The following is a 26675-nucleotide window of genomic DNA, read 5'->3' on the forward strand; positions in this document are numbered from 1 at the left end:
CGAATCAGTTCGGTGAGGCCTGGTCGAAACGGCTCACCGGGTGACCGCTACTGCCTGCTGAGGGGCACCGAAACGAAACGTGCTCGTGAGTGGTCGGGACGGTTGAGCCGTCCTTGCCACTCACGAGCTTGGGTGTCGGTGGGCCCGGAGAGACTCGAACTCTCACTGGCACGGACCTAAACCGTGTGCCTCTGCCAATTGGGCTACGGGCCCCAGTACTGCCCCGAAATCGTAGCGTGCGACACGATCGGCATTTCTCGGCGTGGCCGGTGCCACCGTGGGGGGTGGCGTCCTCTAACGTGGGCGTTCAGCAAGTCCGTCGCGGCGAGGAGGACACGTGGCTCGCGATCCCGAGACCATCGAGCGTGAGATCGAGCAGGCCAGGAACGCGCTGGTCGCCACACTCGACCAGCTGGGCACGAAGGCGAACCCCGCGAAGCTGGTGGATTCCGCGAAGACCGGTCTGCGCGCGAAGCTGGACGAGCCCAAGGTGAAGTACCCGCTCATCGGCGGGGCTGTGCTGATCGGCGTGCTGCTGATCCGCAAACTCCTGAAGTAGGTCTCAGGAGGTCTGGGCCGCCTTGGCGGGTGTCTTGGCCGGCTCAGCCTTCTTCGGGGCCTTCGCCTCGTCGACGGCCTTCGGGAGCTCCTTGCCCTGGGGCACCGGAGGCTTGCCGCCGGTCTTCTCCTTGGCCTTGCCGTTCGCCGGCGGAGGAACCTCGAGTGGCTCGATCTCCGGAAGCGTGAGCCTCGCCGTCATGTAGGCGGCGGTGAACTCGAGCGCACTGCCGTTGAGCAGGTGCACCACGGTCGACCGTTCGGGCGGGGACAGTTTCTCGACCAGCTGGTCGGCCCGGTCCCGTGCCGCGATGATGCCCGGTGCGCGACCGGTCAGTTCCTTGCCGGAGCCGCTGACCGTGATCTTCCAGTCGTCGTCCTCCTGGACGTACGACGCGGTGATCGGTTCGGTCATCCGCCTCACCCCTCTCCTCGCGAGCATGCGTCACTCAGTGGACTTCGCCACGCCGTCGTCATGACGCCACTTTCGGGTGGTGGCGCCCCCTCCTGACGGAGGCCGTGACTGTCCATCAGAGTTTCTACAGTGTCATCGATACAGTAGGACAACTCTGTGTCACAAGACACTGGCGGCAATGTGCTCTGAGTGACGACCGAATGGCCTAATGCACGCGCATCTTCACAGTCGCTTCAGCGGGCCCTCGCGGACAGGCCCGACCAGAGGACGTCCATCGCGTATCCGGTCGCCGTTTCGGGGCTGACGTCCTCGTGTCGCTCGCACCAGATCGCGAGCCGTTCGCACGCGCCGACCACGAACTCCGCGGACGCCTCTGCGCGCAGGTCGTCGCCCGCGTCGAAGTAGTCGCTCATCAGCGCGGCGATCAGATCGGTCTGCTGGCGGCGGGTCCGCTCGATCTCGTCGGCGGCGCCGGTCCCGATCAGCGCCATCTCGTGGCGCAGTAGTGACCAGGCCTGCCGTCGTTCCCGGATGAAGACGAAGAAAGCCAGCAGGCCGCGCCGCAGCGCGTCTTCGGCGGAGGTCGCGCCGACGGTCGCCCGTTCGGTGACCTCGCGCAACGCCGTCCGCGACTGCTGGATGCAGGCCAGCAGCAGTCCCTCTTTCGAGTTGAAGTACTCGTAGATCATCGGCTTGGAGACCCCGACGCGCTCCGCGATGTCGTCCATCGACGCCGCGCTGTAGCCGCGTTCGGCGAAGACTTCCTCCGCGATTTCGATCATCTGCCGCATTCGCTCTGCTCGTGGCATGCGTTTGCGCTTCGCCGTCGTCACCACAGCACTCTACCGAAGGTAACCTACTTCGAGTAAGGTGTACTCCCGGTAACAGGTAATTCGAACGAGAGGTCGGGGCATGGGCAACCGCACCGAGACCGGGGTCGTCATCGTCGGAACCGGCTTCTCCGGGCTGGGCATGGCCATCCAGTTGCGGAAAGAGGGCCGCGAGGACTTCGTCATCCTGGAGAAGGCCGACGACGTGGGCGGCACATGGCGGGACAACACCTACCCCGGCTGCGCCTGCGACATCCCCTCGCATATGTACTCGTTCTCGTTCGAACAGAACCCCGGCTGGTCTCGCTCGTACTCGCCGCAGCCGGAGATCTGGCAGTACATGCGCGACGTCGCCGCGAAGTACGACCTGCACCGCTACATCCGCTTCGGCCAGGAGATGACCGGCGCCCGCTGGGACGCCGACGAGAACCGCTGGCACGTCGCGTCGAAGTCGGGCGACGAGTTCGTCGCGCCCGCGCTGGTCGCCGGCGTCGGCGCGCTGCACCTGCCGCAGATCCCGAAGCTGCCCGGCATCGAGCGCTTCCAGGGCCGGGCGTTCCACTCCGCCCAGTGGGAGCACGACTACGACCTCAAGGGCAAGCGGGTCGCCGTGGTCGGCACCGGTGCGAGCGCGATCCAGTTCGTGCCGCGGATCGCGAAGGACGTCGCAGATCTGACGCTCTTCCAGCGCACACCGCCGTGGATCATGCCGAAACCGGACCGCGAAATGCCCGAAGCGCTGCGGAAGGCGTTCAGCTCGGTTCCGCTGCTGCAGCGTGCCTTCCGCGACGTCCTCTACTGGGGGCTCGAGGCCCGCGCGATCGGCTTCAACGGTCAGCCGTGGGTGATGAAGATCGGCCAGCGCATCGCGAAGCGCAACATCTTCAAGAGCGTCAAGGATCCGGAACTGCGCCGGAAGCTGACGCCGGACTACACCATGGGCTGCAAACGCGTCCTGGTCTCCAACGACTACTACCCGGCGCTCGCGCGGGACAACGTCGACGTCGTCACCGAGGGCGTGAAAGAGGTCCGCGAGCACAGCGTCGTCGACGGCGCCGGCGTCGAGCACGAGGTCGACGCGATCATCTACGGCACCGGATTCCACGTCACCGACGCCTTCGACGACCTGGAGATCATCGGCCGTGACGGGCGCAACCTCGGCAAGGAGTGGGCGACCGAAGGGATGCGGACGTATCAGGGCATCACCGTCTCCGGGTTCCCGAGCCTGTTCTTCCTGCTCGGCCCGAACACCGGACTGGGCCACAACTCCGTGGTGTTCATGATCGAAGCGCAGATCTCCTACGTCGCGCAGGCGCTGCGGCTCGCGCGCGGCAAGGCGCTCGACCCGCGGCCGGAGGCGCAGGAGCGGTTCAACGGCGAGATCCAGCGCAAACTCGCCAAGGGCATCTGGACCCAGGGCGGCTGCAAGAGCTGGTACCTGGACGCGAAGGGTGTCAACCGCACGATCTGGCCGGGCTTCACCTGGCGGTACTGGCTCGACACCCGCAAGGTGCGGCGCGAGGACTACGAACTCCTCGACTGACCGCAGGGACAGACATTCCCGGTGATTCGCGTCCTATGTGGACGGTCGGCGAGCCTCCGGAAGTCCGTGAAGGCCTCCTTGAGGGATCCAGAGTCCCTCAAGGGGGCCTTCACGCGAAGAGGGGGAGGGTCCGTGAAAGCCAAGATGGGGGGCATGGCCTTCACGGACCGGGGAACGCCGCGCTCATGAGGGGTTGAGCCGGCGAAGCCTTCCGATGAGATCGACGGTGGGGATGCCGCAGAGCTCGGCCATCCGTTCCAACGCCGCGAAGTCGAGGTGGACCTCGGCGCTTCCGGCGTCACCCGACCGTTTGAGCCGGTCGTCCGCCCACCGTCGCAGGGGGAACAGTTCCTCCTGGTCGTCCTTGATCACCAGGCGCAGGTCGACCCGGACGCGGCCCGGTTCGTCCACGAACACCCGGCGGTGCACCTTGGCCAGCAGATCCTGTGGCAGCTCGTCCATCGCGACGCACAGTTCGACCAGCCGCACCACGGAACAGTGCCGGGTGCCCAGCTCGTAGGTGGCCAGCGTCTGGAGCGAGATCTCGCTCTGCAGATGCTGGTTCAGTTCCTTGCGTGTCCAGCCACGTTTACGGCGGAGCTTGCGGAGCTCGTCTCCGAGTATCCGCTGATAGCTCTCAGCGTCGATCAGCACTCCCCGTCCCCTGCCTTGCCAACCTTCTCCACCGCTCGCCCGTGTGACAAAACCCGGGACGAGCGCGCTCACGTGTATGAAAGTCGGCAGGGCCGCCGCTCTTACGCGGTTTCGGGGGTGCTTTTCATACCGATTTTGGCTCGCTGGGCCGAATGGGTGAACGAAACCGGCTCGAAGGGCGTGTTTCGGTGGCATCAGGCTCTTCGGTGCTGTTCGCCGCCTGGGGCCGCTGGTGTTGCGAAAGCCACTTTCGCAACGCTCAACGTTGCGAAAGTGGCTTTCGCAACACCAGCGGCGCGCGAAGAAGGAGGGCGCGTCAGTTGACGCAGGGCACGCCTTCGGCCGTGATCGGCTTCTCGTCGGACTGCTCGGGCGGGGGTGCCGCGGCCGACGAACCGGCGGCGTTCTGCGAGGAGCCGGAGCCTTCGGCGCCGCTCGGCGACTTGAAGTCCGAGCCGAGGAAGACCATCACGTGCCCGGCTTCGACGCTCTTGTCCTCTTGGACGGTCGGGTTGCCGCCGAGTTCGTCGGCGACGGCCTGTCCCGCCGCCTTCTGACCCTTGGCGACCCAGACCACCGTCTTCTTGCGCGCGCTCGCGGTGGCCGTGTCGCCCGCGGTGAAGCCCTTGTCGACGAGCTGCTTCAGCACCGTCGAGGCCAGGCCGTCCCGGTTCGTGGAGTTGCGGACGTCGACCGTGGTCGCCTTGTTGGGCGACTCGGCGGGCGGCGCCTGCTGCTGCTCGCCGGGCTGCGGGCCCGCGAGCCCCTGGACGAAGTTCTTGACCTGTTTCGGGTCGACCTGGATGGCGACGCCGTCGTTCGGGGTCTTGTACTCGATGTTGACGATCGGGATCGTCCGGAACTCGAGCTGACCGCCGGTCAGGCTCTTCATCTGCTGTGCGAAGCCGAAGACGTCCCAGTTCTGGTTGAGCACGACCGACTTCTTGATGGCCGTGATCAGGTCGTTGAGCTTTCCAGGGTTCGCGAGCGTGCCCGCCGAGAGCACCTTCCGCGCCATCCCGGCCATGAACACCTGCTGCCGGACGACCCGGTCGAGGTCGCCGCGCGGCAGCCCGTGGCGCTGCCGGACGAAGCCGAGCGCCTCCACCCCGGAGATGGTGTGCGGGCCCTTGGTGAACTTCGCGCCGGAGAACTGGTCGTTGACGTCGTCGTTGAGGCAGACGTCGACCCCGCCGATGGCCTGCGTGATCTCGCTGAAGCCCAGCAGGTTGATGGCGGCGTAGTTGTCGATGGTCGAGCCGGTCAGCTGCTCGACGGTCTTGATCAGGGTCTTCGCCCCGGCCTCGTTGGCCTTCTGGTCGAGTTCCTTCGGGTCGGAGACGCCGTTCTCCTGCTGCTTCTTGCGCTCGTCGAGCATCGCGCGGGCATAGGCCGAGTTGATCTTGTGTTTGCCGTAGCCGCCGGGAATGTCGACGTAGGAGTCGCGGGGCAGCGAGATCGCGACGGCCTTGGAACCGTCGTTGGGGATGTGCACGAAGATCAGCGAGTCGGTGTTCAGCTCGCCGTCGGCCTGTCCGGCACGCAGCTGGGCCAGGACTTCCTTCGACAGCGGGTTGCCCTGCGCGTCCGTGCGGCTGTCGAGGCCGACGAGCAGGATGTCGCGGGCGCCGTCGGCGGGTTTGTCGCCGCCGTCGGCGCCGATGCCGACGTTCGCGAACGTCAGGCCGTCCATCGCGGCCCACGCGTAGCCGGTCAGGCCCATCACCAGCAGCGATACCAGGCCCAGCGCGATCTTGGGGCCGCGGAACGACCGTCGTCGCGGGGCGCGCCGTGGTTCCGGGCGCTGAGGCGGCGGGCCCGCGGCCTGGCGGGCGGGTGCCGGACGGGAAGGAACGCGTCCGGGCGCGTCCTGCCTAGGCCGGGCGGGACGTCGATCCCCATACCCATTCCGAGGCGGATACTCCACGCGGTCTGCTCCTTCTCTTCGCTACCGGTTTGACGGTCTTCTCAAGGGACGCATGGTGCCTGTTGAGGGTTGTCGCAGGATTACACATCCCCCCGAAGATGTGGCATGCACCACCGGTTTCCTCACCATGGTACGAAGAACGCCTGGTCAGCGCTGTCTGGCTCAGGGCAGGACACGCCGGGCGGCGCGGGCGGGCACCAGCGCGGCCGCCGCCGCGAGTATCGCGACGACGATCGTCGCGACCGGCAGCGCGACCGACGCGGCGCTTACGTGCTTGCCGTCGAGGGCGCTCATCAGCGGAGGCGCGCACGCGACCGCGCAGACCAGCCAGGTGCCGGTCATCCGGCTGGTGCCGTTCCGCACGGTGTGCAGCAGGTACACCCCGAGCAACAGGTTGACCAGGCTCTGGACCGGGCCGAACCGGATTCCGAGGAGGTCGGCGTCGGCGGAAGCGCCTCCGAAGCGGGTCAGCGCGAAGCCGAACACGCCGAGCATCGCGTACGCCATCCCGACCGTCGCCGCCGCCCGGCAGAACACCGCCGCGCGCAGGCCCGGCTCGTCGACCGCTCGCTGCTGCGGTCCCGCATGACGTTCGAACCACCAGAAGACGAGCACGGCGGGCACGGCCAGCAGGGCCATCGCGAGCAGGACCCGCGGTCGGGCCAGCCAGCTGAGCCCGTCCACGAACGGTCCCGGCAGGTAGACGACCGCGACGAGCAGCAGCATCGCGGCCAGGAAGCCGAGGTAGAGGCTCATCGGGGCGCGGAGGACGAGGCGGGCGGTCGCGGCGACCGTGGGACGTTCGCCGAGCCGGGCCAGCGGCCGCGAGAGCAGGCCGAGGAGCGCGAGCTGGACCAGGCCGAGCAGGAGCACTCCCCACGGCGGGCCCGACAACGCGGCCGGGGCGCCGGGGCCGCCGAGCAGCATCGGTCCTTCGCCGCGGACGGCGACCGCGAGGCCGAGCCCGGCTGCGCCGGTGAACGCCGTCGCCAGGAGGGCGCCGCGCCGCAGGCGGACACCGTCGGCGTGGGCGAACGCCAGCTGCTGGACGAACAAGGCGAGGAACAACGTCTCCGCGTAGCGCGGGACGGCCGAGCCGGACCAGTGCGCGGCGGCCTCGCTCGCCAAGGTCAAGGCCAGCAGCCCGGCGACGGAGGCGGTCCGCGTCCGGCGATACAGCGTCAGCAGCGCCGGCGCGAGCACGACGGTCAAGAGGAAGACGCCGAGCAGCCAGAGCGGATGCAGCGCGATCCGCATGACGGTGGCGTTCGTCCCCGTCGGGATGCCCAGCACTTCCAGCGCGAGCGGGACGACCAGCGCGACGACGGCGAAGATCAGCGCCGGGCGCAGCAGCGGGCTCGCGCGGTCGGCGAGGTACTGCGGGTAGCGGCCGCCGGTCGCGCGGATCGACCGCCAGCCCGCCTCGTTGATCCGGCCGACCGCGAAGAAGATGACCGGACAGAGCTGGGCGAGCCAGGTGAACGGCCACAACGACCGTTCGGGTGCCCCCGCCCAATGCGCGAGCGCGACGGCGGATTCGCCGAGCAGCATCAGCACGACACCGGCGACCCCGAGCAACGCCCACCGGCCGACCGGGACCACCGGCCGCGGCTCGCGGGGGAGCATGACGACGGTCCGGCGGGTGCGGACCCAGCCGCGGAGGCGGAACACCAGCAGCGCGCCGATCACCAGCACGCCGACGATCATCGGGCCGAGCGGGTCACCGACCGGCGGCCCCCAGCGCTGATGCCAGGAGTTGAGCACCAGACCGGCGGTATAGAGGGAGGCGACGACGTCGCAAGTGCCGCGCGAGTCCATCGGGTTGAGGACGCAGGCGTTGTGCATGTCCGCCGAGAGCCGGTCGTCGAGCGAGGCCCTGGCCTCCTGGCCGAGCGGATGTCCCTTGCGTTCGGCGTAGCGGAGGATGTCGTAGCCGAGGTCGTGGGCCCTGCAGGGGACCGCGTAGTCCCATTTGGTGTTGTCGTCGCCCCACGGCGCCGAGCAGCCCCCGTCGGTGTGAACGGCGCGCACGGTGCCGTCGCGGGCGGTCATCACGCCAGGGGTGATCCCGCTGACCGCGGTGAAGTCGGCGGGCAGTTCGGCGAGCACGTTCTCGACCGGACCCGGCCGCGCCAGCGCGTCGACCGCGTTCTGCGCGGCGAGGAGGTCACCTGTCGGTGGGCCCTGGTCCGGCGGCGAGGCGGGCCGCGACGCGATCAGGCCGAAACCGAACACCAGCACCGTGACCAGCAACAACCAGCCCGAAGTCGACCAGGGCCGCCGGATCCGGGTAGGAGGAGCGGCGGCTTGGGCTGTCGCTGGCATGGCGTCCAGGGTGCCATCCGCCGATCAAGGCCGACATCCGGATAACCCCCGGGGTTTCCGTGGGGTTCCCCTGATGGTGTGGCCCGGGGGGTCGCGTTCGGTCCAGGTGGTCGTGAGTGGCGTTTCGGGTTAGAACCCGAAACGCCACTCACGACCACCTTCAGGCCTCGGTGGGTGGCGGGGGAGCGGGCCGGTCCACGTCCTGGGCGAACCGCACCTGGTTCCGGCCGTTCTCCTTGGCCACGTAGACGGCGGCGTCGGAGGCGTGCAGGAGTTCCTCCAGGGATTCACCGTGACGAGGGAACAGCGCCGCCCCGATCGAGGTGGTGCGCCCCGAGATCGTCACCCGGCTGCCTCTTTTGTCGGTAGTCACTATATGCAGTTCCGCGATAGCACTGCGCACTCGCTCGGCGGCGAGTTTCGCCGCCGTTTCGTCGATATCCGGCAAAAGTACGAGGAATTCCTCGCCGCCGAACCGGCCGACGACGTCGGCGGGCCTGGTGACCTCGTCCAATTTCCGTGCCACATCGCGGAGGACGTCGTCACCCGCCGGGTGTCCATAAGTGTCGTTAATCCACTTGAAGTGGTCGAGATCAATCATCAGAAGCGCAAGGCCGTCGTCCGATCGGGCAGTCCTTCCGAGTGCCCGATCGGCCGACTCCGACCATCCGCGCATGTTCAGAACACCGGTTTTCGGGTCCGTCCTGGCGTCGTTTTGCAGTTGGTCGATCTCGGCGAGGCGATTGAACACCACCGTCACCACGGCCATCACGATCACCATCGGTGGCATGATCAACAGCAGTACCGCGGTGACCGCGCCGAGGCCGATCGTGATGGCCTCCAGCAGGTTGTCGGCCGTATTGCCGAGCACGGTCGACAGCGAGGGCCGCTTCGGCGAGCCGATCGTGAGGATGCCGCCGATGTAGGCGATCTGCACCGCTTCGAAGACCATCCCGGTGACGATCAGGACGCCGAATTCACCGAGGGTGTCCCAGCCGGAAATCCGTCCCCATTCGTGCGGGCCGAACGCGGCGAAGGTGAGCGACGCCAGTGTCACCGAAACGCCGTGGGTGACCGAAGAGAACACGAAGTTGTGCGCGGGCCGCCGGGCGATGAACCAATGCTGGATCCGGACGATCGCGATGATGGAAAGCGTCAGCGAAAGCGGCAGGATGACCGCGGCCGGAAATGTCCATACCGCGGTGAGGTCGATGAGTACGGTACGACTGCGATCGCGCCGTCTTTCCTCTTGTCGCTGGGTCAGCTGAATATGCGCGGTGGCGCCGACGGCGAGAATCGCGAAACGAACACAGTCCGTTCTTCCCGGATTCGTGGAATCCATTGTCGCGACGACCATGATCGCGATTCCGATCGCCTCCATGGCGAAAAGGAACGCGATGAACCGTTTCGGCCGCTGCCAGAGAGCCCACGCCCTGGGATCGTAGGGATGGCGCTCCCGCGGTTCGGCCTGGTCACCTTCCGGGCTCATTCGCCCGCGTTCGGTCACCGGCGCATCGCTCCGCGCCGCTGACGGCGGCGCCGCGTCCTCAAGGTCGCCGGTGCCGTCACCGTGCTGGCGGCGGTCACCGGTCTCGGCTGGCAATTGCTACCTCTTTTCCGCGCGGACGGCACGGCTGAGTAATCTCACCGGTACCGACTGATACACCGTTCGTATTCCACGGCCGGTATCATCCCATCGCATCAGTTGTCCGACAGCGGCAAGGGTGCCCGCGAACACGGACCGGAGGTGGCAATCGTGTCCCGTGATTTCTGATCTTGGTGACTGAATGTTTTTCGAGACGCGACGCGGAAGGGGTGACGGATAGTGTCCAGTCGTGACTTCTGAGCCCGGACAAGGTATTAGTTCGCTGCGAGGTTCCCAGGAGGTGTCCGACCATGTCGAGCCGTGACTTCTGATCGAGAGTCGTTTCTTTTCGCCCCCGTGCCGAAGACCAAGGTCCTGTGTCAGTGTTCCGTCGTCGAGATTTCCGAGTACGAACCCGCCGGGCGGCCGAGCCGCCGCCCCAGGGGTCGTCCAGTGTGGATTCGTCATGACAGCAACGGTTCCGGGCTGGTTCCGTTGATGTGCCCCCAGCTGAGCGCGACCAGTACGGCCAGCAGCAGGCCGACCACGCCTGCCAGCGCGATGGCCGAGGTCGCCGCCCCGAGCCGATCGGCGGCGAGCCCGCCGAGTCCCGCCCCTATTCCTTGAGCCACCCGCAACCCCGTGCGGTACACCCCACCCGCACCGCCCCGGAGTTCGTTCGGGACCCAGGTGATGAACGTGGCGCTCACTGTGATCAGGTACGCCCCCGCGGCACCCGCCGCCGCCAGCAGCAGCAACGCGGGGATCAGCCCGGGTTTGAGCGCGAAGGCGATCAGGGCGAGCATCGGTAGTGCCGCCAGAACGCCGAGCAGCCTCCGCCGTTGTTCCGCGGAGACGAACCGGGACAACAGGAACGCCCCGATGACGAAACCGAGCGGATCGGCGGCCAGCAGCCAGCCGACGGCCTGTTTCCCGACGCCCATCTCCGCGGCGAGCGGTGCCGCGAGCCCCTCGGGGATGACGGCAAGGCCCACCAGCCACGAGAACCAGACCAGCACCCGCAGGTGACGGTTGCCGAAGACCTGCTTGACCGCGCCGAACCAGCTGCCGCTGCCGTCGGACGCCGCCGCCCGCCGGGACACGGAGAAGCGGACCACGGCCGCGCTCAACAGGAAGGTCGCGGCGTCCAGCGCCAGCGCCCAGCTCACCCCGACCTGCGAAACCAGCAGGCCGCCGCCTGCCAGACCGAGCAGCATGGCGGTGTTGGTCGAGATGCCGCGGATGTCCTGGCTCTTGAAATAGAGGTCGTCGTCGGTGAACACCTCGCGCGTCAGCGCGTTCTGCGCCGCGTTGCCCGGCGCGTTCACGAGCCGCGCCAGCACCACCAGCCCGCACAACAGGGCGAGCGGGGTGCCGGGGATCGCCATGATCGCGATCAGCAGACCCTGGATCAGGGACGAGACGACGAGGACGGTGCGCCGCGGGTAGCGGTCGGCCAGCTGGGAGAGGCCGAGGCCGCCGGCCAGCGCGGGCAGGAAGGTCAGGGAGTAGACCACCGCGGAGAGCAACGCGGAACCTGTCCGGTCGTAGACGAGGATCGCCAGCGCGACGATGGTGAGCTGATCCCCGATGAGGGACTGCACCTCGGCGAGCCAGAGTGCGCGGAACTCGCGGTTCGCCAGGGCGGCGGTCATCCGCGGCGCCGCGTTCGTCTTCACTGCGTGACCACCTCCCCCCGATCGGGTGAACTTGCTTCCCTCGCATTCTTGCCTGCCGTGTTACGTGGTCGACGAGGGAGTCACAGTCGTTGTCCCGCCGGACAACGTTCAGTATGCCTCCGGCTACAGGGAGACGAACAGAAGACCGGTGAATCCTTCGCCTGTTGAGCTGATCGGGCTACGCCGTCCGACCGGTGGGTGACGTCGGCCTGACTCGCCCGCGGGTATCTGCGCGGCTATCGCCGTGCCCTCGCTCGGCGCAGCCGGGCCGCCGTTCGCCGCCGCTCGAGTCCCGGCTGGGCCGAATGGGCCAACACTGAGTAGAGACCGGTCTGGAGGTGGAGGCCGGCTGGGTTCAAAGGGGTGAAGGCGATGAACGGTTTGCTCGACGACAAGGCCGTCGTCGTGACCGGGGCGGGGCGAGGACTCGGTGAGGCGTTCGCGGTGCACGTGGCGAGGGCGGGCGGCGCCGTCGTGGTCAACGACGTCGACGCCGAACTGGCCGAACGGACGACGGAGAACATCCGCCGGTTCGGCGGCAGGGCGGTCGCCAGCGGGCACAGCGTCGCTGATCCGAAGCAGGCGCAGGAGATCGTCGACCTGTGCCTCGCCGAGTTCGGCGCGATCGACGGGCTGGTCAACAACGCGGGCTTGAACTACGAGGCGCTGCCGTGGGAGGACGACGTCGAGCAGGCGCGCGAGCTGGTCGAGGTGAACGTCCTCGGTGTCGTGTACACCGGGCTCGCCGCGATCAAGGCGATGGTCGGAAGCGGCAGGCCGGGGTCGATCGTCAACATCTCGTCCGGCGCCTCGCTCGGGCAGCGGAAGCTGGGTGTGTACGCCGCCAGCAAGGGTGCCGTCGCTTCGCTGACCTACTCCTGGGCGCTGGACCTGGAGGAGAGCGGGATCCGGGTGAACGCGGTCTGCCCGCTCGCGCACACCCGGATGGTGTGGAAATCGGAACGGTCGCTGCGGGCCTGCCCGCCGGACCGGACGCCGTCGCGGATCGCGCCGATCGTGCTCTTCCTGCTCGGCGCCGGATCCGACGGCATCACCGGGCAGATGATCCGCTGTAACGGGCCGCAACTGCACGTCATGGGGCAGCCGTACCTGAAGCAGCCCATCCTCGAGCGGCCGGTGTGGGACACCGAGACCGTGCAGCGCGCCTTCGACGAGGTCTTCAGCGCGCACTTGGAGAACTATGGCCTCGAAAAGCGTGTCCCTCCCCGGCTGCGGAAGTGGACGGAGTCGACCCGGACGGCGTGATCACGTGATCGGACGGCCGGCACGCGTGATCAGCCGGACGACACGGCCGTGTCGTCCGTTCAATCACGCGAGTCGTCCGGATTAGCCGACGACGAAGGGCAGCTTCGCGGCCAGGTCGCCGAGCTCGGCCTTCTCAGCGTCCGTCGGCTGACGGCGGCCCGTGCCGACCAACAGCGCATCCGTGTCGGAGAAGGACGCCGGGAACGTCTCGCCGGTGCGCTGCTCCAGGATCTGCCGCGTCCTGGCGAGACTGTCGGCGGCGGGTCCGTCGAGGTGCGGGAGATGCGCGACCAGATCGAGGTGGTGCAGCGTCCACTCCAGGACGTACGCGGACAGGAAGTCACCCGCGGACAGGACGATGTCGCGGGTGGCGACCCGCATCCCCGGGTCGGCGAGGCCGGCGGTCCGGCCCGCGGCGGAACCGACGTCGTCGAGATGGAACTTGAGCAGCCGGGGTTCCTGGTACGCGGCGGCGAGACGCACGATCAGCGCATCGAGATCGTCCTCGCCGGTGGGCGGCTTCTCGGCGACCTCCCAGTAGGTGACCGCGTCGCGCGTGGGTTCGGTTTCGGCGGGAGTGGCGAGGGTGATCAGGACGTCCTGCGCGTCGATCACCAGGTGACACACCAGGTCCTGCACCAGCCAGCCGGCACAGCCGGACGGTTCGGCGAAGTCTTCGTCGGGGGTTTCGGCGACGGCGGCGAGAAGCGCCGCCCAGGAGCGGGAGAAGAGATCCACGGCGGCAAGTTAGCAGCGGCCGCTTCCCTGTCGCGACTCCTTTCGTCCCGTGCTCGGAGACGTAACTCGCGTGTCTGGAGACGGAACTCGCGTGTTACGGCTCCAGACACGCGAGATCCGCCTTCAATCACGCGTCTTACGACTTCGCGCGCGTCAGGAACCTGCGGCGGGAGCGGGTTCCGGAGCGGAGGCCGGGTACAGGTCCGCGATCGTGGGTGCGTAGCGGTCGTTGATGATCCGCCGCTTCAGTTTCAAGGTCGGGGTCACCTCGCCGCTTTCGGGCGTCCAGGCCTTGGGGATCACGTGGTACCGCTTGATCTGCTCGATCCTGGCCAGCCGCGCGTTCGCCGCCTCGACGGCCTTCTCGATCTCCGCGCGGACCTCCGCGTTGTCGGCGAGCGATTCGCCTTCGGTGAGCTGGATGCCGTTCGCGGTCGCCCAGCCCGGCGCGATCTCGTCGTCGACGACGATCAGCGCGGTGACGTACGGCCGTTTCTCGCCGATCGCGACGGCTTGTCCGATCAGCGGGTGTTCCTTGAGCAGTCCTTCGATCTTCGTCGGGGCGATGTTCTTGCCGCTCGAGGTGATGATCAGTTCCTTCTTGCGGTCGGTGATCGTGACGAAGCCGCGTTCGTCGATCGTGCCGATGTCGCCGGTGGCGAGCCAGCCGTCGGCGTCGACGTCCGGCTTGATCGTGCCGTCTTCCTGCAGGTAGCCGAGGAACACGATGGCGCCGCGGACGAGGAGTTCGCCGTCTTCGGCGACCTTCACCTCGATACCTTCCAGCGGACGGCCGACCGAACCGGCCTTGAACGCCGACGGAGTGTTCGAGGTGACCGCGCCGGTGGTCTCGGACAGTCCCCAGACCTCCTGGATCTCGACGCCGAGCCCGGCGATGAAGTACAGGATCTCCACCGGCAGCGCGGCGGCACCGCTGGAGGCGACCTCGATCTGGTCGAGGCCCAGCATCGCCCGGACCGGCGCGAGCGCGGCGGCGTCGGTCTGCGCGATCTTCTCCGCGAGTTCCGGCGGGACCTCCTTGCCGTCGCTGCGCAGTTTGTAGCCCTGCTGCAGCAGTTCGTTCGCGCCGAGCAGGCCGGTCCGCTTCTCTTCCGGCAGCGAGCCGAGCAGGTTCTTCAGGCCTGCCACCATCTTTTCCCACACTCGCGGGACGCCGAAGAAACTCTTCGGGTGCACTTGGCCCAGCGCGCCGACGACGCCGGTCGGGTCGCCGACGGTGTGCACGTGCCCGGCCCACACGATCGGCATGTAGATCGACAGTTCGCGTTCGGCGATATGCGCGAGCGGCAGGTACGCGATGTTCGTGGCGTGCATCGGGGAGTCGTGCAGCTTCTGGACGGCGACGGCCTGGTAGATCGCGTTGCGGTGCGACAGCACGACACCTTTGGGATCGCCGGTGGTGCCCGAGGTGTAGATCATCGACAGCGGGTCGTCCGGGGTGATCGAGGACCACGCGGTCTCGAACGCCCGCGGGTCGGCCGTGTGCGCCTCCGCGCCCGCCGCGCGCAGATCGGCGAACGACAGGAAACGCTTGTCGTCCGGGGGGATCACGGACGCGTCGAGCAGGATGATGTGCCGCAGCGCGGGCAGCTCGTCGAGCACCTGCGACCAGCGGCCGAGTTCGTCGGCACCGGCGAGGACGACGACACCGGCGGCGCTGTGCCGGGCGACGAACCCGATCTGCTCCGGGCTGAGCGTCGCGTACGCGGTGCAGGGGATCGCGCCGAGATGGGCTGCGGCGAGGTCGGCGATCAGGTGTTCGGGGCTGCTCGGCGCCATGATCAGCATCCGGTCGCGGACGCCGAGCCCGAGGCCCGCGAGCCCGCGCGACACCTCCGCGATGGCGGTGCGGAATTCGGCCCAGGTCAGGGTCGGCTTGCCCGCTTTGTCGAGTGACGTGACCGCCGGCAGCTCACCGAACTCCTGGGCGTTGCGGTGAAGCAGGGCGGGGATGGTCTGGCCTTCGATCTGCTCGGCGACGGTCGGCTGGGTGGTCAACGCTGGCCTCCTCGATGCTGCCTGATCAGGCACACTGTAAGGGCTGTCGGCAGTGCTGGATAGAGAATCGCGGCCACGGTCGCGGCTCGCGAAATGTCCACCTTTTCCGTTTTCACCGCGTCAGTACCGAACGGGAGGACCCTCGACGATGACCGGTTCGGCACGCGAGTTGATCGACGCGGTGCAGGCGGAACTCGCACCCCACGACGACGAGAACCGGCTCGTCCCGTTGGTCGAGGCGGGCGAGGCGGCACGAGGGATCTTCGCCGCGATCGCCGCGGAGGAGTACCGGATCGTCCGCAGCGACTGGCGTGGTTTCCTCCACCTCGCGTCCCGTGCGCGGGAGCGGAACGCGCGGGAGTTCTTCGCGGCCTTGGCCTCCGGTGAGGGGCTGGCGCTCGGCAAACTGCCGGCGCTCGCCGAGGAATCGCCCGGCTTCGAGCCGCGCGCCGGCTGCCAGGCGTATCCGGCGTTCGTCGCCTGGCTGGCGCTCAACGGCGAACCGGCGGACGTCATCGTGGCGATCGTCGCCAACTTCGCCGCCTTCGGCCGGTACTGCGCCGCGATCGCCGCGGCGATGCGTGAGCGCTACGGCTTCGACGACGAGGCGTGTGCCTTCTTCGACTTCTTCGGCGCGCCGTCGCCGGAGCTCGAAGAGCTTGCCGTACGGGCCGTGCAGGCCGCGCTCGACGCCGGGGAACTGTCCGAAAAGGACGCTCGGACCCACGCGCGGTTGTTCCAGGCGTACGAGCTGGACTTCTGGAACACTCTCGCCGACGATGACCACCGTGACTGATCTCGTAGCGGAGGCCGCGGCGCTGGACGCGGCCGATCCCTTGGCGCACAAGCGGAACGAATTCGACCTCGACGCCGGCGTCGCCTATTTCGACGGCAACTCGCTGGGTGCCCCGCCGAAACACGTGGCGGACCGGGTCGCCGCGGTCGTCCGCGAGCAATGGGGCGGGCGGCTCATCCGGTCCTGGTCGGAGGGCTGGTGGGAGGCGCCGGTGCGGGTCGGCGAGCGGATCGCGCCGCTGGTGGGTGCCGCGCCGGGGCAGCTCGTCGTGGCGGACTCGACCAGCGTGAACCTGTTCAAGGCGCTGGTCGCCGCGACCCGCCTCAGGCCGGGCCGCGACGAGATCCTCGTCGACGCGGACACGTTCCCGACCGACGGCTACATCGCCGACGAGGTCGCCCGGCTGACCGGGCGCACGGTGCGCCGCGTCGTCGCCGAGGACATGCCGCGCGAGGCGGGCGAACGGACGGCCGTCGCACTGATCAACCACGTCGACTACGTGACCGGACGTGCCCACGACATGGCCACGCTGACCGGGGCACTGCACCGCACGGGCGCGCTGGTGCTCTGGGATCTCTGCCACAGCGTCGGCGCGCTCCCGGTCGAATTGGACGCGGCGGGCGTGGACCTCGCTGTCGGCTGCACGTACAAGTTCCTCAACGGCGGCCCCGGCGCACCAGCTTTCCTTTACGTGGCAACGAAATGGCTGGACGGGTTCGAACAGCCGCTGGCGGGCTGGGCCGGCGACAGCGACCCGTTCGCGATGCGCGGCGCGTACGAGGCGAACGCCGGCATCGCGCGTGGCCGCGCGGGCACTCCCGACATCCTTTCGCTGCTCGCGCTGGACGCGGCCCTCGACGTCTGGGACGGCGTGGATCGCGGGCTGCTGCGGGCGAAGGGGCTCGCGCTCGGTGAGTTCTTCTTCCGGTGCGCGGACGAACTCCTCGACGGCGCGACGATCGCGACCCCGCGCGACGAAGACCGCGGGCATCAGATCTCGGTCATCGACGAAGACGCGGCCAAGACGATGGCGGCCCTGATCGAACGCGGGGTGATCGGCGACTTCCGCCCGCCCAACGTGCTGAGGTTCGGGCTGGCTCCGCTCTACACCACCTACGGCGAGGTGCTCCGTGCCGTCACGACGCTTCGGGAGCTCCGACACCGAAACGATGAATCTGATTCGGGAATCGGTGGCAAATAGGTGATCGCCTCGCCCCCGCGGGGGAGAACGCGCGATCTTTCGCGAATCCGCTGTTAATCTCGATATTCGCTCTCGCCGCGAGTGTGACGTAGATCCTTCCCCTGTGGCGTAAGGGAAACCCACGTCGCGCGTCTTATCGGCGAGGCGCGGGCCCGGCGCCTGGAGAAGGAGGGGATCATGTTGTTCACCTATACCGCCGTCGCCCTGTCCGGTGTCGCCTCCGGTTTTCTTCTCAACGAATTCGGCTCCCGGTACCCGGTCGAGACCGTGCTCGTCGCGATCCTGATCTGCGGGGTGGCGACCCTGTGCTGGGCGGGCGTCCGGATGCTCCGGGACGCCTCCAGGAAGGTCGACGCGCTCCTCGACGACGAGCTCGGCCGTGCCGACGAAGATCATTTCGCCGAATCGGCGGCGATTAGTGTCCGTAATTCTCGATTCCGTGGCGCGAACGGCGTTACGGCGGCGTTCCTCCGAGGCGATGTCGTTCGCAAACCGAACGGTATGTGGAGCGCTGGTCCGAAAGCGTGAGCGACGTCACGGCGAGTAGTTTTCGTCGGCCTTTTTCACCGCGAAGTGAGCGCCAGGAGCTGTGACTTGATCGAGTCCGAAGAGTGTCGATCAAGCCGCTGCCTGCGGTAAACCGCCAGGTGACCTACTGGTGAGTCACTTGGCGGGGTGCCCAGGTCCACGTGGTGGACTTTCGAGGTCCGCCGACCTCTCGTGACCTGGTCACGGCCATACGCGACTACCCTTCGCGTCTGGACTTGACTCACCCGTTTGGGTCTCCTAGCGTCTTCGCGGGCGGAGCGGACCACGCTGTGTTGATCCGGCAATCGGATCCCGCGGGTATGAGATCCCCGGCGACCCGACACCTGAAACTGCCGGAAGGAAAACGGACCACGGTGAAGCAAATTCCCCTTCCACGAGGCCGCGGCTCTTCGATTCGTTCGCGCGTTCTGACGATCGCGCTCATTCCGAGCATCGCGCTGATGCTGGTCGGTCTGGCGATCGGCGGCTACCTGATCTTCGACGCGGTCAACGGCCGTGACTACGCGCAGCGGATCCGTGACTCGGAAGCCCCCTCTCTCCCCTTCTTCGTCCAGGTGCAGGAAGAGCGGCGCCTGACGCTGCGCGAACTCGCCGGGGACCGGTCGCAGCACGCGACGCTCGTCGAGCAGCGCGCGAAGACCGACGCCGCCACCCAAGGCGTCGTCGCCCACCTTCAGAAGTTCATCGGCGACTCGCCCGACAGTGTGCAGCGCAACATCGCCACGGTGAACGGGCTCTTCCAGAAGATGCCGCAGATGCGGCAGTCGGCCGACTCCGGTCAGCTCCCGCTGCTGGACGCCTTCACCTTCTACAACCAGATCCTCGACCAGTTCGTCGAAGGTCTCACCGGGCTGGCCCAGGACGCGCCGAACGCCGAGAACGCCTACCAGCGGATCACCGCGGTGCCGCTGTTCACCGCCATCGACCAGATGCAGCGCGCGAACGCCCTCGCCGCCGCGGCGGTCGCCGGCGGCGGCTTCACCGACGAGACCTACCGCGCCTACGTCACCGAGGTCGGTTCCTACCGCTCGCAGCTGGAGTCTTCGGTCTCGCGGATGCTGCCGGACGTCAAGGCGAAGTTCGACCAGCTCGTCGCGAGCGATCCGTGGAAGGCCGTCAACACGGTCGAGAACACCTTCCTGCAGAACAGCAAGGCCACGCTCCCCATCCCCGAGCAGACGTGGCTTCAGGCCGCGCGCGGCGTCAGTGACGCGATGATGCGCGGCTTCGTCGAGCAGAGTGGTACGGCCACGACGCAGGCGGTCGACGACGCCGACCGGACGCTGATCACCTCGGCCATCGCCGCGGCCATCGCGCTGCTGGTGGCGATCGGCGTGTTCATCATCGCCCTGCGGCTGTCCAACCGGCTCATCGGAAGGCTGGCGCGGCTGCGCGAGGACACCCTCGACGTCGCCGAGATCCGGCTGCCGGAACTGGTGGACCGGGTGCGGGCGGGTGAACCCGTCGACCTCGACGACAAGGGTCACTTCCTCGACCACGGCGACGACGAGATCGGACAGGTCGCCGAGGCCTTCAACAAGGCGCAGCAGACCGCCATCGCGGCCGCGGTGGAAGAGGCGAGGACCCGTGAGGGCACCAAGACGGTGTTCCTCAACATCGCGCACCGCAGCCAGGTCATCGTGCACCGCCAGCTCAAGGTGCTCGACCAGGCCGAGCGCAAACAGGAGGACCCGGAGCAGCTGGAGACGCTCTTCCAGCTGGACCACCTCTCCACGCGCGCCCGCCGCAACGCGGAGAACCTGATCATCCTCGGTGGCGGTCAGCCCGGTCGTCAGTGGCGCAAGCCGGTGACGCTGGCCGAGCTGACCCGCGGTGCCTCGGCAGAGACCGAGGACTTCGCCAGGGTGAAGACGGCGAAGATGCCCGCGATGGCGGTGCAGGGCCCGGTCGTCGGCGACCTCGTGCACCTGCTCGCGGAGCTGATCGACAACGCGACCGCCTTCTCGCCGCCGCAGTCGCGCGTCGAGCTGCGGGGCAACGTGGTCGGCAAGGGTGTCGTGATCGAGGTCGAGGACCAGGGCCTCGGTATCGAGCCCGAACAGGCCGCCGAGCTGAACGCGATGTTGGCCGATCCGCCGGACTTCGGCATCATGGCCCTGTCAGCCGAGCCACGGCTGGGCCTGTTCGTGGTCGCGCGCCTCGCCGCGCGTCACGGGATCTCCGTGCACCTGCGCGAGTCGGCGTACGGCGGCACCAGGGCCATCGTGCTCGTCCGCACCGACCTGCTCGCGCCGGTCCCGTCTGATCAGCCGGAGGACGAGGTGGACCCCGAGAGCACCGAGGTGCCGGAAGCCGCGCCGCTGCTCCCGGGCCGTCGTGCCCGCCACCGCACCGAGTTCCCCGTGGAACGGCCCGAACTGCCCGTGCCGATGCCGGTGGCACCCCAGCCGCAGCCGCAAGCGCAGCAGGGCCCGGAGCAGCCCGGCGGCACGTTGCCGCCGCTGCCCCCGAGGCCGCCGCGGGTGCCCCGGCCGGAGACGCCGCGGCCAGAGCCGATCCGCCCGGAGCCCATGCGTGCCGAGGGTCGTCCGCAGCCGGTGCAGCCGCCGGCGTGGCCGCCGGCCGACACCCGGCCTCAAGACACCCGTCCCCAGGACGGCCGCCCGCCGCAGACCCGGCGGCCCGGCCCCGAGGCGCCCGGCAGGCCACCGCTGCCGCAGCGCCGCCGTCAGGCGAACCTGGTCCCCCAGCTCATGGAGGACCGGCCCGCCGCCCAGCCCGAGGAGGTCCGCGAGGACACCCCCGAGCTGGCGAGGAACCGGCTCGCCGCGTTCCAGCAGGGCACGCGCCGCGCACGGGACACCGAACCCACCGACGACTACACCGACCTCGACATGTACGGAGATCGTGACTAGATGGCCAACGCGGGAGTCAGTGAACTCGACTGGTTGCTGGACGACCTGGTCAAGCGGGTCAGCGGTGCCGACAGGGCGGTGGTCCTGTCGTCCGACGGCCTGCTCATCGGACGGTCCGGGAACCTGTCGGAACAGGACGGCGAGCACCTGTCCGCGGTCGCGTCGGCGTTCCAGAGCCTCGCGCGGGGAACGGGACGGCACTTCGGCGGCGGCAACGTCCGCCAGACCATGGTCGAGATGGACCACGCCTTCCTGTTCGTCACCGCCGCCGGGCGCGGAGCCTGCCTCGCGCTGCTGGCGAAGGAAGACGCGGACATGGGTCTCGTCGCCTACGAAATGAACCTGATGGTCAAGCGGGTCGGCGCGGTGCTCACTTCGGCGCCCCGCGCCGCGACTCCCACTTCGCCATGAGCGGGCGGCACGAGTCGTGGTTCGAGGACGAGGCCGGCCCCCTGGTCCGGTCGTACGCCGTCACGGGCGGGCGTACCCGCTCGGACACGCTCGGCCTCGACCTGATCACCCTGGTGGTCGCCATGCGCAGCGCGAACGAGGTGGCGGGCTTCGAGCCGGAGTACGGGCGGATCCTCAACCTGTGCCAGAGACCGACCTCCGTCGCGGAGGTCGCCGCGCGCATAGACCTTCCGCTGCCGGTGGTGAAGGTGCTGCTGAGCGACCTCATCGAACAGAACCTCGTGCTGTTCCGCACCGCGACCCCGGTCACCGACACCCCCAACAAACACGTACTCCAGGCGGTTCTTGATGGCATCCGGAAACTCTGAGCCCCGGCGATCCTTGACCGCGAACGCGGTCAAGGTCCTCATCGCCGGCGGGTTCGGGGTCGGTAAGACCACGATGGTCGGTTCGGTCAGCGAGGTTCCCCCGCTGCGCACCGAGGAGGTCATCACCGCGGCGTCCGAGGGCGTCGACGACCTCACCGGTGTCGAGAAGAAGACGACCACCACGGTCGCCCTCGACTTCGGCCGCATCACCATCAACCCCGAGCTGATCCTGTACCTGTTCGGCACGCCGGGACAGGACCGGTTCTGGTTCATGTGGGACGAACTGGCCGAAGGCGCGCTCGGCGCCGTCGTGCTGGCCGACACCCGGCGGCTCGACAGCTGCTTCGCGGCCGTCGACTTCTTCGAGCGCCGCGGACTGCCGTTCGTCGTCGCCGTGAACTGTTTCGACAACGCCTACCGCTACGGGACCGAGGAGGTCCGGCAGGCGCTCGACGTCAGCATGGACGTCCCGCTGCTGCTGTGCGACGCGCGGGAACGCGAGTCGACGAAGCAGGTGTTGACCGTGCTGATGGAGCACGTGCTGGCGTTGTCCGACCTGGCGGCAGGGTTGCCACAGGGCCGTTGACGTTCCACTCCCAAGCGCTATGAAGGACGCTTTCATTGCAAAATTTGCAATGAAAGCGTCCTTCATGGCATCGGGGGTGGCTCGGGTCTCGTGAGTGGCGGGTTGGTGCCAAGCCCGGTCCGTGAAGGCCTCCTTGAGGGACCCAGAGTCCCTCAAGGAGGCCTTCACGGACAGTCAGCTCGCCACGTTCGCCCCAATGACCTCAAGCTTCATGTACTGGGGAAGGCAACCGGCTCAGGACCTCCGGCGGCGGCGCAGCAGGGTGTCGAGCGCGTAGGTGCCCGGGCCGACCACCGCGAACAGCAGGAAGATCCAGGAGTACAGGGCCGCCGTCTCGCCCTTGTTCTGCAGCGGTAACAACGCGTCGGGCTGGTGCACGACGAAATACGCGTACGCCATCGTGCCCGAAAGCAGCACCGCGACCGGGCGGGTGAACAGGCCGACGAGGATCAGCAGTGAGCCGACCGTTTCGATGACCCCGGCGTACCAGCCCGGCCAGGTGGCGAACGGCACGGCGGGCTTGTCGAAGAGTCCCAGCTTCTGCAGACCGTGGCAGAGGAACAGGAACGCGACCACTACGCGGACGACGGAGAGGGCCAGTCCCTGCCACTTGGGAGCGGTCGGACCGATCTCGGTGGTCGTGGCGGTGGCTGTCTGGGTCATGACGCATCCTTCCGGCTCAAGGTGGTCTAAACCATTGATGTGATAGAGGATGCCGGATACCCCCATCGGTAGGGAACTTTCTTTCGGGGGGTAATTCGATGTTATGTCCGAATTTAACAACGCCGAAACGCGTTAAAGGCCCCTTTCCTGGAATCGTTCCAGGAAAGGGGCCTCGCGATTCTCCATCAGCGTCGGCGGCGCAGGGTGTCGAGGGCGAAGGTGCCGGGGCCGATCGCGGCGATCAGCAGGAAGATCCAGCAGTAGAGGGTCGACAGCTCGCCCATGTTCTGCAGCGGCAGCAGGCCTTCCGGCGCGTGGACGCTGAAGTAGGCGTAGGCCATCACGCCGGAGAGCAGCACCGCGACCGGCCGGGTGAACAGGCCCACCAGCACCAGCGCGGCGCCGACGACCTCGATCACGCTGCCGTACCAGCCGGGCCAGGAGCCGAGTTCCACCGAGCCGCCGGCGCCGTCGACACCACCGAAGAAGCCGAATCCCTGCAAACCGTGGCAGAGGAAGAGGAATGAGACGACGATCCGGACGGCCGACTGGATCGCGCCCTGCGCCTTGGCGGCACGCGGGGTGGCGGTGGTGGTGGTCTGGGCGGGGGTGATGGTCTGCGTCATGGTTCCGGTCCTTCCGGGAGGGAGTGTCTGTGGGGCGGCTTCTGACAACGCGTCGGACGGGCTCGACGCGAATCGACATCCAGGCGGAAAGTTTTTTCGCGGGCCGGTCACATCACCCGATCGGCGCAAGGCCAGACTGGACGTCATGGCGGGTAAGACGAGTGCCGGGATCCTGCTCTTCCGCAGGTCGGGCGAGGTGACCGAGGTGCTGCTCGGGCATATGGGCGGACCGTTCTGGGCGAAGAAGGACGCGGGCGGCTGGTCGGTGCCCAAGGGCGAGTACGAACCGGACGAGGCGCCGGAGGCCGCGGCGCGGCGCGAGTTCACCGAGGAACTGGGGCTGCCCGCGCCGGAGGGGGAGTACCTCCCGCTCGGCGTCGTGAAGCAGTCCGGCGGCAAGGTCGTGACGGTCTGGGCGGTCGAGGGCGACCTCGATCCGGCTCAGGTGGTGCCGGGCACCTTCGAAATGGAGTGGCCGCCGCGGTCGGGCCGGACGCAGGAGTTCCCGGAGGTCGACAGGGTCGCCTGGTTCGGGCTGGCCGAGGCGGAGGAGAAACTGCTCAAAGGCCAGCGTCCGTTCCTGGTCCGCCTTGGCGAGCTGCTCAACGGCTGAGCAGCTCGCCGAGCGGTTTGTCGGCCAGCGAGCCGAGTACGAGATCGGCGTGGTCGAAGTTCAGCACCGCGGTGATCGGATTCGGCACCGCCACGCACTGGAGTCCGGCGGCCTTCGCCGCGGTGACGCCATGCGGTGAATCCTCGAACGCGATCGCCTCGGCCGCGGGCAGGTCCAGCGCGGCGAGCGCGGCGAGATAGAGGTCCGGGCTCGGCTTCGCCTCGTGGAGGTCGCCGGTGAGGACGGCCTCGAACGCGTCCGCGAGGCCGAGCCGGTGCAGATGCGTGGTGACCCAGTCGCCGGTCGAGCTGGACGCGATGGCCAGCCGCAGGCCATGTTCCTTCGCATCGTCGAGATACTGCTGGACGCCCGGGCGAGGCCCCACTGATTCCAGCAGTTCGGTGACCCGGGCGCGGACGCCGGTGCGGACCGCGATCCGGTCGAGGTTCTCGTCGTTCTTCTCGAGCAGTTCGAACATCGCGACGGCGGTGTTCTGCGTGCCGATCACGGTGTGCCAGACGTCGAGGGGGAGTTCGCCGCCGCGTTCGCGGAACGTCTCCTGCCAGGCCACGAGGACGGCGGCCTCGGTGTCGACCAGCGTTCCGTCGAAGTCGAAGATCAAGGCGCCGGTCATGGGACGAGTCTACGTCTTGACTCACTGAGTGGTACGGATTACGGTACGCATTCGTTAGGAAACTTACCAAACGAACAACGCCGCGCACCCGTCCCTCTCAACCCGCCGCCACGGATTCCCGGGGAGATCGATGTGAAGGCCCGAACTCGACTACTACCACTAGGCGCGGCCGCCATTCTGTTGCCGACGCTGCTCAGCGGTAACGCCCAAGCCGCTGATGTCCTTTTGTCCCAAGGTAAATCCGTCCTCGTCTCGTCGGTGGAGTCCTCCTCCTACGGCGGCCCGCTTGCCGTCGACGGGAAGACCACCACCCGGTGGGCGAGCGCCGAAGGTGTCGACCCGCAGTTCATCCGCATCGACCTCGGCGGTCCGTCCGCCATCAACCGGGTCAAGCTGAACTGGGAAGCGGCGTACGCCACCGCGTACAAACTCGAGGTCTCCAACGACGGCTCGGCGTGGACCCCGGTCAAATCCGTCACCAACGGCAACGGCGGGACCGACGACCTCACCGGCCTGTCCGCCCGCGGCCGGTACCTCCGCCTCGTCGGGACCAAACGCGCCACGAGCTACGGCTACTCCCTGTGGGAGATGCAGGTATACGGGACGTCGGACTCCTCCGGTGACACGCAGGCGCCCACCGCGCCGTCGAACCTCAAGGCGGGTTCGGCCACCTCGTCCACTGTGGACCTGACGTGGACCGGTTCGACGGACAACGTCGGCGTCAGCGGCTACGAAGTGCTGCGGAACGGCCAGGTCGTCGGCACTACTGAAAGCGCTTCCTACACCGACAGCGGGCTGAGCGCGTCGACCGCGTACACCTACACCGTCCGCGCGAAGGACGCCGCCGGCAACACCTCGGCGGCCAGCAACCAGATCCAGGCGACCACGCAGGCGGGCGGTTCGTCGTTCGTCCTCGCCGCCTCCGGTGACATCGCCGAACAGTGCACAGCTTCGTCGTCTTCGTGCATCCACCCGAAGACGGCCGCGCTGGTCGGCCAGATGAACCCGGCCGCGGTCATCACCATGGGCGACAACCAGTACGACGACGCCCACATCGAGGACTTCACGAAGTACTTCGACAAGACCTGGGGCAAGTACAAGAACATCATGCACCCGGTCCCCGGCAACCACGAGACCTACGACCACACCCCGCTGGGCGCCTACAAGCAGTACTTCGGCAAGATCGCGACGCCGAACGGGAAGACCTACTACAGCTGGGAAATGGGCAACTGGCACTTCGTCGCCATCGACAGCACGGAGTTCTCGCCCGGCCTCGCCGCGAACGCGATCAGCGACGAGCAGCTGAACTGGATCAAGCAGGACCTGAAGAACAACACCAAGCCCTGCGTCGCCGCGTACTACCACCACCCGCGCTACACCTCGGGTGACCACGGTGACAACAGCAAGATGGCCACCCTCTGGGAGACCATGGTCCAGAACAAGGTCGATCTGGTGCTCAACGGGCACGACCACCACTACGAGCGGTTCTATCCGCAGAACGCCGACGGCGACAAGGATCCCGCGGGTCCGGTGCAGATCATCGGCGGCGGTGGCGGGGCGAGCCTGTACCCGGTCAAGACCGAGCACCCGGCCACGGCGAAGGCGATCTCGACCTACGGCGTGCTCAAGCTGAACATGTCGGACAACGCCTTCTCGACCCAGCTGATCGGTCTCGACGGCAAGACCATCGACTCGTCTCCCACCTACACCTGCCACTGATCCTCGCGTTTCGGCACCAGGTTGCGATGGTTCGCGTCGCGGACCATCGCAACCTGGCACCTGATTGCGGTCGTTCGGTGCGCGTGAAGGAGGT

24 protein-coding genes and 1 tRNA gene are annotated in these 26675 nt (G+C 67.9%); 12 read left to right on the top strand and 13 right to left on the bottom strand.

From position 1 onward, the window contains the following. Positions 1-139: 139 nt before the first annotated feature. A tRNA-Leu gene (locus DL990_RS13875) sits at positions 140-213 on the bottom strand. A 124-nt stretch (positions 214-337) separates the two neighbouring features. On the opposite strand from DL990_RS13875, the gene DL990_RS13880 reads away from it, so the two are divergent. Then, a complete protein-coding gene (locus tag DL990_RS13880) occupies positions 338-559 on the top strand; it encodes a DUF3618 domain-containing protein (RefSeq protein WP_005165704.1) in 222 nt (73 codons plus the stop codon). A gap of 3 nt (positions 560-562) precedes the next feature. On the opposite strand, the gene DL990_RS13885 is transcribed toward DL990_RS13880, so the two are convergent. Further along, the gene (locus tag DL990_RS13885) at positions 563-973 is read right to left on the bottom strand and encodes a hypothetical protein (RefSeq protein ID WP_199746373.1); all 411 of its coding nucleotides are present in this window, start codon (positions 971-973) and stop codon (positions 563-565) included. A gap of 233 nt (positions 974-1206) precedes the next feature. Next, positions 1207-1764: a TetR/AcrR family transcriptional regulator gene (locus tag DL990_RS13890; protein ID WP_199746431.1), complete on the bottom strand. Its 558-nt coding sequence runs from the start codon at positions 1762-1764 to the stop codon at positions 1207-1209. A gap of 121 nt (positions 1765-1885) precedes the next feature. Here DL990_RS13890 and DL990_RS13895 point away from each other — a divergent pair, with 121 nt between their 5' ends. Continuing rightward, the gene (locus DL990_RS13895) at positions 1886-3346 is read left to right on the top strand and encodes an NAD(P)/FAD-dependent oxidoreductase (protein ID WP_125798940.1); all 1461 of its coding nucleotides are present in this window, start codon (positions 1886-1888) and stop codon (positions 3344-3346) included. Between the two features lie 183 nt (positions 3347-3529). On the opposite strand, the gene DL990_RS13900 is transcribed toward DL990_RS13895, so the two are convergent. The 5 genes from DL990_RS13900 to DL990_RS13925 form a co-directional block, all read right to left on the bottom strand. After that, positions 3530-4000, bottom strand: a complete 471-nt coding sequence (locus DL990_RS13900; RefSeq protein ID WP_125785047.1) for a helix-turn-helix transcriptional regulator — start codon at positions 3998-4000, stop codon at positions 3530-3532. A 316-nt stretch (positions 4001-4316) separates the two neighbouring features. After that, on the bottom strand, positions 4317-5723 hold the full coding sequence (locus DL990_RS13905; RefSeq protein WP_199746433.1) for an LCP family protein: 1407 nt from the start codon (positions 5721-5723) through the stop codon (positions 4317-4319). 366 nt (positions 5724-6089) lie between these two features. Then, on the bottom strand, positions 6090-8252 hold the full coding sequence (locus DL990_RS13910; RefSeq protein WP_125798942.1) for a phospholipase A2: 2163 nt from the start codon (positions 8250-8252) through the stop codon (positions 6090-6092). A 160-nt stretch (positions 8253-8412) separates the two neighbouring features. Continuing rightward, complete coding sequence (locus tag DL990_RS13915) at positions 8413-9855, bottom strand: GGDEF domain-containing protein (RefSeq protein ID WP_125798943.1); 1443 nt, start codon at positions 9853-9855, stop codon at positions 8413-8415. Positions 9856-10301: 446 nt separating this feature from the next. Further along, a complete protein-coding gene (locus DL990_RS13925) occupies positions 10302-11516 on the bottom strand; it encodes an MFS transporter (protein WP_125785042.1) in 1215 nt (404 codons plus the stop codon). 372 nt (positions 11517-11888) lie between these two features. Here DL990_RS13925 and DL990_RS13930 point away from each other — a divergent pair, with 372 nt between their 5' ends. Then, entirely contained in the window at positions 11889-12782 is an 894-nt protein-coding gene (locus DL990_RS13930; protein ID WP_125798944.1) for an SDR family NAD(P)-dependent oxidoreductase, read from the top strand. Between the two features lie 81 nt (positions 12783-12863). Here the strand turns inward: DL990_RS13930 and DL990_RS13935 are convergent, their stop codons facing one another. Further along, complete coding sequence (locus DL990_RS13935) at positions 12864-13520, bottom strand: maleylpyruvate isomerase N-terminal domain-containing protein (protein ID WP_125798945.1); 657 nt, start codon at positions 13518-13520, stop codon at positions 12864-12866. A 153-nt stretch (positions 13521-13673) separates the two neighbouring features. After that, positions 13674-15539: a long-chain fatty acid--CoA ligase gene (locus DL990_RS13940; protein WP_125798946.1), complete on the bottom strand. Its 1866-nt coding sequence runs from the start codon at positions 15537-15539 to the stop codon at positions 13674-13676. Between the two features lie 148 nt (positions 15540-15687). On the opposite strand from DL990_RS13940, the gene DL990_RS13945 reads away from it, so the two are divergent. From DL990_RS13945 to DL990_RS13975, 7 genes are all read left to right on the top strand, one after another. Then, complete coding sequence (locus DL990_RS13945) at positions 15688-16335, top strand: transcriptional regulator (RefSeq protein ID WP_125798947.1); 648 nt, start codon at positions 15688-15690, stop codon at positions 16333-16335. Then, on the top strand, positions 16319-17536 hold the full coding sequence (locus DL990_RS13950) for a kynureninase (RefSeq protein WP_125798948.1): 1218 nt from the start codon (positions 16319-16321) through the stop codon (positions 17534-17536). Before DL990_RS13945 ends, DL990_RS13950 begins: the two co-directional genes overlap by 17 nt. Positions 17537-17713: 177 nt before the next feature. Beyond that, the gene (locus tag DL990_RS13955; RefSeq protein WP_125798949.1) at positions 17714-18064 is read left to right on the top strand and encodes a hypothetical protein; all 351 of its coding nucleotides are present in this window, start codon (positions 17714-17716) and stop codon (positions 18062-18064) included. A gap of 374 nt (positions 18065-18438) precedes the next feature. Then, positions 18439-20961 (top strand): nitrate- and nitrite sensing domain-containing protein, encoded by a 2523-nt coding sequence (locus DL990_RS13960; RefSeq protein WP_125785035.1) that lies wholly within the window; start codon positions 18439-18441, stop codon positions 20959-20961. Further along, positions 20962-21372 carry a roadblock/LC7 domain-containing protein gene (locus DL990_RS13965; RefSeq protein WP_037341577.1) on the top strand — a complete coding sequence of 137 codons (411 nt, stop codon included), beginning with the start codon at positions 20962-20964 and terminating at the stop codon, positions 21370-21372. It abuts the gene before it with no gap. Continuing rightward, the gene (locus tag DL990_RS13970; protein WP_125785034.1) at positions 21369-21740 is read left to right on the top strand and encodes a DUF742 domain-containing protein; all 372 of its coding nucleotides are present in this window, start codon (positions 21369-21371) and stop codon (positions 21738-21740) included. Before DL990_RS13965 ends, DL990_RS13970 begins: the two co-directional genes overlap by 4 nt. Beyond that, positions 21721-22326 carry an ATP/GTP-binding protein gene (locus DL990_RS13975; protein ID WP_125785033.1) on the top strand — a complete coding sequence of 202 codons (606 nt, stop codon included), beginning with the start codon at positions 21721-21723 and terminating at the stop codon, positions 22324-22326. The genes DL990_RS13970 and DL990_RS13975 overlap by 20 nt, the downstream gene beginning before the upstream one ends. A 234-nt stretch (positions 22327-22560) precedes the next feature. Here DL990_RS13975 and DL990_RS13980 read toward each other — a convergent pair whose 3' ends face one another. Then, positions 22561-22989 (bottom strand): DoxX family protein, encoded by a 429-nt coding sequence (locus DL990_RS13980; RefSeq protein WP_125785032.1) that lies wholly within the window; start codon positions 22987-22989, stop codon positions 22561-22563. Between the two features lie 185 nt (positions 22990-23174). Beyond that, the gene (locus DL990_RS13985) at positions 23175-23615 is read right to left on the bottom strand and encodes a DoxX family protein (RefSeq protein WP_125785031.1); all 441 of its coding nucleotides are present in this window, start codon (positions 23613-23615) and stop codon (positions 23175-23177) included. A gap of 145 nt (positions 23616-23760) precedes the next feature. Here DL990_RS13985 and DL990_RS13990 point away from each other — a divergent pair, with 145 nt between their 5' ends. Further along, complete coding sequence (locus DL990_RS13990) at positions 23761-24228, top strand: NUDIX domain-containing protein (protein ID WP_125785030.1); 468 nt, start codon at positions 23761-23763, stop codon at positions 24226-24228. Here the strand turns inward: DL990_RS13990 and DL990_RS13995 are convergent. Further along, positions 24218-24862 carry an HAD family phosphatase gene (locus DL990_RS13995; protein WP_125798950.1) on the bottom strand — a complete coding sequence of 215 codons (645 nt, stop codon included), beginning with the start codon at positions 24860-24862 and terminating at the stop codon, positions 24218-24220. The two genes, DL990_RS13990 and DL990_RS13995, sit on opposite strands and share 11 nt — an antisense overlap. A 180-nt stretch (positions 24863-25042) precedes the next feature. Between DL990_RS13995 and DL990_RS14000 the strand changes: the two genes are divergently transcribed. Next, a complete protein-coding gene (locus DL990_RS14000; protein ID WP_125799248.1) occupies positions 25043-26581 on the top strand; it encodes a discoidin domain-containing protein in 1539 nt (512 codons plus the stop codon). Positions 26582-26675: the final 94 nt, after the last annotated feature.

Origin of the sequence: Amycolatopsis sp. WAC 01416, assembly GCF_003947485.1 — a bacterium.
In the GTDB taxonomy this organism is placed as follows: Bacteria; Actinomycetota; Actinomycetes; order Mycobacteriales; family Pseudonocardiaceae; genus Amycolatopsis.